This window comes from Pseudonocardia sp. (assembly GCF_025965585.1).
In the GTDB taxonomy this organism is placed as follows: Bacteria; Actinomycetota; Actinomycetes; order Mycobacteriales; family Pseudonocardiaceae; genus Pseudonocardia.
In genome coordinates this window covers 1-4955 of the sequence record NZ_JAOPWR010000310.1, presented here as the reverse complement: position 1 = coordinate 4955, position 4955 = coordinate 1, and the positions used below count along the sequence as shown (strand labels likewise).

Below are 4955 nucleotides of genomic sequence, written 5' to 3'. Positions count from 1 at the left end.
GGCACGTCGGTGCGTCCGTGTTCGGCGAGCCAGGCCCGGACGCGGCGCAGCTCGTCGGTGGTGGTGTGGGCGCGGGGCAGCCAGGCGTCGCCGTAGCGCAGCAGCCGGTCGAGCGCGGCAGGGCTCTCCCCGCCGAGGTAGATCGGTGGGTGGGGCTTCTGCACCGGCTTGGGCCAGGCGTAGATCGGGCCGAAGTCCACGTACTCGCCGTGGAACTCGGCCACGTCCTTCCCCCAGATCTCGATGAGCGCGGCGAGCTGCTCGTTCATGAGCGCGCCGCGGGTGCGGGGTTCGACGCCGTGGTTGCGCATCTCCTCGCGATTCCAGCCGGAGCCGACCCCGAACGCCACGCGGCCGCCGGAGAGCAGGTCGAGGCTGGCGACCTGCATCGCGGTGTGGATCACATCGCGCTGGGGGAGCAGGGCGATACCGGTGCCGAGTATCAACGTCGATGTGGCCGCCCCGGCCGCCGTGAGCGCGACGAACGGGTCGAGCGTGCGGTAGTAGACCCGGGGCAGGTCGCCGCCACCCGGGTAAGGCGTCTCCCGGCTGGCGGGGATATGGGAGTGCTCGGCGAGGAACACCGAGTCGAACCCACGCTCCTCCACCGCTCGTCCCAGCGCGTCCGGGCGGATACCTTCGTCGGTCACGAACGTGGCGATTCCGAATTTCACGTGACTGTCTATACCCCTTCTGCGGTCCACTACTCGGTGCGGGTCCTGAGTTGCGTCGGTCGCATGGTCCTGCGTCGGTGACGGCCACACCACCACCCGATGCTGTCCGGTCTGGATCAGCAGCTACGAGCAGGAGTCCGTCCACCTTCCCGACGATGTGGGCGACGGCGCCCGCCACCACGGCAGCGTGCGGCTGCACGGCTCGCGCACGTGCGTCACGGGGTCGGAGGCGGAGCTCGCCGAGATGCTGCACACCCGCTCATCGGGGTCCGCTGCACCTCAGCATTCTCGCGCGCACCGACCTCGCGAGGGCGGCTCTGCGGCTGCCGGCGGTCGAGCACGGCAGGCTGGTGGGCATGGTGAGCTGGCACAACCTGCTCTGATCGGCAGTAATCAGAGGACGTCGAGCTCCACCGCGTCGCCCGCAACCGGCTCGACGGCCCCGCCCGTCTGCTCCGCCACCCAACCGACGAAGCCGGACGCCGCCGCCTCGGGCACGTGCACGGTGAACACAGCGTCGCGGCCGTAGGCGACGTCCGCGATCGGGTGGCCTGCGGTGTGCAGCGCGTTCTGCAGCCGGCCGGCGTCGGCGTGCGGGGCGGCGAGGGTGAACGTGCGGTGGCGGACGCGGCGCAGCGTGCCGACCGCGTCGATCGCCTCGGACACCGCCCGGCCGTAGGCGCGGACGAGCCCGCCGGCGCCGAGCTTGGTGCCACCGAACCATCGCGTGACCACCGCGACGGTGTCGGTGAGCTCGCGCCGGACCAGCACCTCGAGCATCGGGACACCCGCTGTACCCGCGGGCTCGCCGTCGTCGCTGGAGCGCTGCGCACCGCCGTCGGGCCCCACCCGCAGCGCCGAGCAGTTGTGGGTGGCGTCCCAGTGCTCCCGGCGGATCGCGGCGATGAAGGCCATGGCGGCGTCGACATCGCCGACGCGGGCCAGGTGGCAGCGGAACCGGGATCGATGGATCTCGATCTCGTGCGTTCCGTCCCTGGCGATCACGAGCACGGGCCGACCGTCGCCCACCGGTGCCCTGTCCGTCAAACGACGCGTGAAGCGATTCACCCACGGAGATCCGCGGGACAGGTCGGCTCGGCCGGGAGATCGGCGTTGTCGGGCTCGGGTGGTGGCAGCTCGGCGCCGACCGGGGAGACGTTCTCCGGCGTGCCGTTCGAGGTGGGCCTCGACGCCGTCGAGCGGCTGCGGCCGCGGCCCGACCATGGCTGATCGCGCCGCATGTCCAGGACCGCCGTCACGGCTACGTCGTCAGCCTCGCCGGGAAGGCGGGTTTCCCGGCCGAGCATCGCGGGGTGAAGATCGACGTCCTGACCGCTGCCGAGCTGGGCGCGGCCGGGTTCGTCTCGCGCGGGAGAGCGGAAGGCCGGAACCGGACGAGTGGCTCGACCGTCGGGAGTTGATCGGGTTGTGGTCGGCTTCCCGCAGTCGATCAGCGGGCGTGGAGACCGTCGACGACGCCGAGAACGGCCGTGTGCCACTCCCGGAGCTCCGCCGCTGTCGGCGCCAGCTCGTAGGCGTGGTGGTGCGCCGCCCGGCTGAGCTGGTGCCACAGCTCCGTCCCCCGCCGCCCCAGTTCCGGGTCGACCGTACGGGTCAGCGCCAGGAGCTGAGCCCGCCTGGAGGCGGTGCCGACCTCCGGGCGGTGCGTCGTCCAGTAGTCGTCCACCGCATGTTCCAGGGCCAGTCGGATCAGCCACGTACACGCCCGCGGCCAGGTCCCGGCCTCCACGAGGTCGGGCTCGCGGAGGATGCGATCGGCGACGGCGAGACGGCGCAGCGCGTCGTGGCTCATCTCTGGATCCACTCGGCGAGCCTCTTCACGTCCTGCACGAACGGCCGGAGGTCGCCGGTGAGGCCGTGGTGGGCGCCCTGCTTGCACTTCTGCAAGGCGTCGACCGCCCACGGACCCACAGACTTGAGGCGACCGAGCAGGTCCCCGCCCCGGTTCGGGTCGTCGAACACGGCGAGCGTGGCCTTCTTGTTCGTCGTGGTCGCTTCCGCGATCGCCGTCTCCACCGCCGCGTGCGTCTCGCCCCGGCTGAGGCGGACGGTGCGGATCTTCGCGTGGCACGCCGCCTCGAGCGCGCTGCGGCAGCAGGACGCGACCAGCTCGCCGCGGATGTCGGGTGGCAGCTCCTTCGTCAGCGCCATCGCGCGGGCGTCGTCGAGATAGCGCTGGATCGGGTCGTCGCTGCGGCGCATCTCCACCACGGACCGCTCGCCGCGCTGCACCTCCCAGACGGTGGCCGAGAGCTCCAGGCGGCGGACGGCGTCTGCGAGGCGGTCGTCGTGGGTGAGCACCACGACCTGGCGGGTGGCGGCCACCTCCGCGAGGACGCGGGCGAGGCCGTCGACCTTCGCGGGATCCATGGCCTGCACCGGGTCGTCGATGAGGACGAAACGGAACGGGCTCTGTTCGACGGTCGCGCGGGGCAGGAACAGCGACAGCCCGAGCGCGTGCAGCTCGCCCTGGCTCATCACGCCCAGAGCGGTGCCGCCGTCGGCGCCGTCGATGCGGACGTCCATGGCGACCCGGCGGCGGGTCTTCGTCCCGTCGAGGCGCACGGGCCCCAGATCGACGTTGCTCTGCTGGCGCAGCTGCTGCCAGACCCTCTGGGAGGCTTCAGCGAACGGGGCGAGCCGCTGGTCGCGCAGGGCACCGGCCGTGGAGGCCAGCCATTCCTCGGCCTTCTGCAGGGTCGCGAGCAGCCCGGCCTGGGAGGCGACCCGGGTCGCGTCGTCATGGAAGGTGCTGAGTCGTCGCGCAACGGGAGCCCACACCTCGTCGCGCTGGGTGAGCTCCTCCTGCGCGCGCTTGCCGACGTCGGCCACCGCTTCGACGAGGGGGTCGTGTGCCCGGTCGAGGGCATGCGCGAGCTCAACGGGGCCCGCCGTGCGTCCAGCCTGCGCCCATGATGTCCAGCACTCGCGCACCTGCTCGACGGCGACGGGTGCCGGACCGGTCAGTGCCTCCGGCACCGGGTCGGCGAGCGCGCGAGCGGCGGCGACGGCAGCGGCCAGCTCGGCGTTGGCCTGACGCAGTTCGGAAGCCGCCTGCTCGAGGGCGGCCGCCCGCTCGCCGGCTTCCGCGCGCCATCCGGCGTCGAGCGTGCCCCGCAGGCAGACGGGGCAGGGGACGGTCTCGCGGCCGTCGTGGTGGTGCAGGGCGTCCCGGAGCAGAGCCGCGACCCGGTCGGCGGAGCGCACCTCGTCGCCGGCCATTGCGTTGACCCGGTCCGCGGCCGTTCGGATCCGATTGGTCGCCGCGGAGAGGATCCCGGCGTCCGGCGCTCGCAACGCGATCAGGGTGGCGAGGACCGCAGGCTCTCCGCTCTCCTCGTCGACGCCGGCGACCAACGCGGCGAGCGCGGGCAGGTCGGGTGCGGTCGGCTTGAGCAGCGCAGCGGCCTGCGCGACGCGCGGGTCGTCGATCTCGGCCAGTTCGGTACGCAGAGCGCGGCGGGTGGCGCCGACGGCGCGCGCGTCGTCGGAAAGGTGCTTGCGCAGCAGCCGTATCCGCTCCTGAGCTTCGCCCAGCGGGCCGAGGCCGAGCAGGCTGTGCAGCGCATCGTGCAGCTCGCTGGGCTTGCCGTCGATCAGTGCGCCCAGCTCGCTGTAGGACAGGAACGGCCGGTAGGTGGTCATGTCCTCGCGCCACTCGGCGCCGTCGAACTGCTCGCGCTTGTCCTTGCCGCGCTGCCGCGTCCAGCGTCCGCCGTCGAGCTCCGTGCCCGCCTCCCATCGGCGCTCGATCCGGGTGGTGGCGGAGGTCCCGGCCGTCACGAGGTCCACCGTGACCGTAGTCGGGCCGTCGGAGTGGAGGTTGCGCCAGCCGTCACGCCAGACGGCGGTGCGGCCCGACCATCGGCCGCTGTTGCCGGTCAGCGCCAGCTCCGCGGCTTCGGCGAAGCTCGACTTGCCGGACCCGTTGCGGCCGGTCACGAGGGTCAAGCCCGGGCCGGGGAGCAGGGGCAACGTCGCAGGCTCACCGATGCCGCGGAAGCCCTCGACGTGCACGGCAGCGAGGTACATGTCAGGCTGCTGGGCGCGCTCGGGAGGGACGGTGGGGTCCCCGGCCGCCGTCGGCCGGCCCGCCGCGGCGGCGGCGAGGTCCTCGTCGCTCTCCCAGGCGGCGAGGACGATCCCGGCGACCCGGTCGTCGACGGCCGGGTCGGCGACGAGACGTTCGAGCAGCAGGTCGTGCAGTCCGTGCTCGGCCTCGTCCACGGGTCCCCCTTCGTTGTGGTCACCGTCACCGTA

Annotated in this window: 4 protein-coding genes; all 4 read right to left on the bottom strand. The window is 72.8% G+C overall.

All coding sequences use genetic code 11. From position 1 onward, the window contains the following. The coding region (locus tag JWR81_RS18930; protein WP_297654253.1) for an LLM class F420-dependent oxidoreductase at window positions 1–674 on the bottom strand (674 nt) is incomplete at its 3' end. A 393-nt stretch (window positions 675–1067) separates the two neighbouring features. Beyond that, entirely contained in the window at window positions 1068–1685 is a 618-nt protein-coding gene (locus tag JWR81_RS18925) for a YigZ family protein (RefSeq protein ID WP_297654250.1), read from the bottom strand. 439 nt (window positions 1686–2124) lie between these two features. Then, on the bottom strand, window positions 2125–2487 hold the full coding sequence (locus JWR81_RS18920) for a hypothetical protein (protein WP_297654247.1): 363 nt from the start codon (window positions 2485–2487) through the stop codon (window positions 2125–2127). After that, window positions 2484–4955: AAA family ATPase (locus tag JWR81_RS18915; RefSeq protein ID WP_297654244.1), on the bottom strand; the 2472-nt coding region annotated here is incomplete at its 5' end. The genes JWR81_RS18915 and JWR81_RS18920, both read right to left, overlap by 4 nt.

Excerpts from the sequence above, each read along its gene's own strand:
- JWR81_RS18920 (WP_297654247.1), bottom strand. The coding sequence starts at position 2,487 with ATGAGCCACGACGCGCTGCGCCGTCTCGCCGTCGCCGATCGCATCCTC.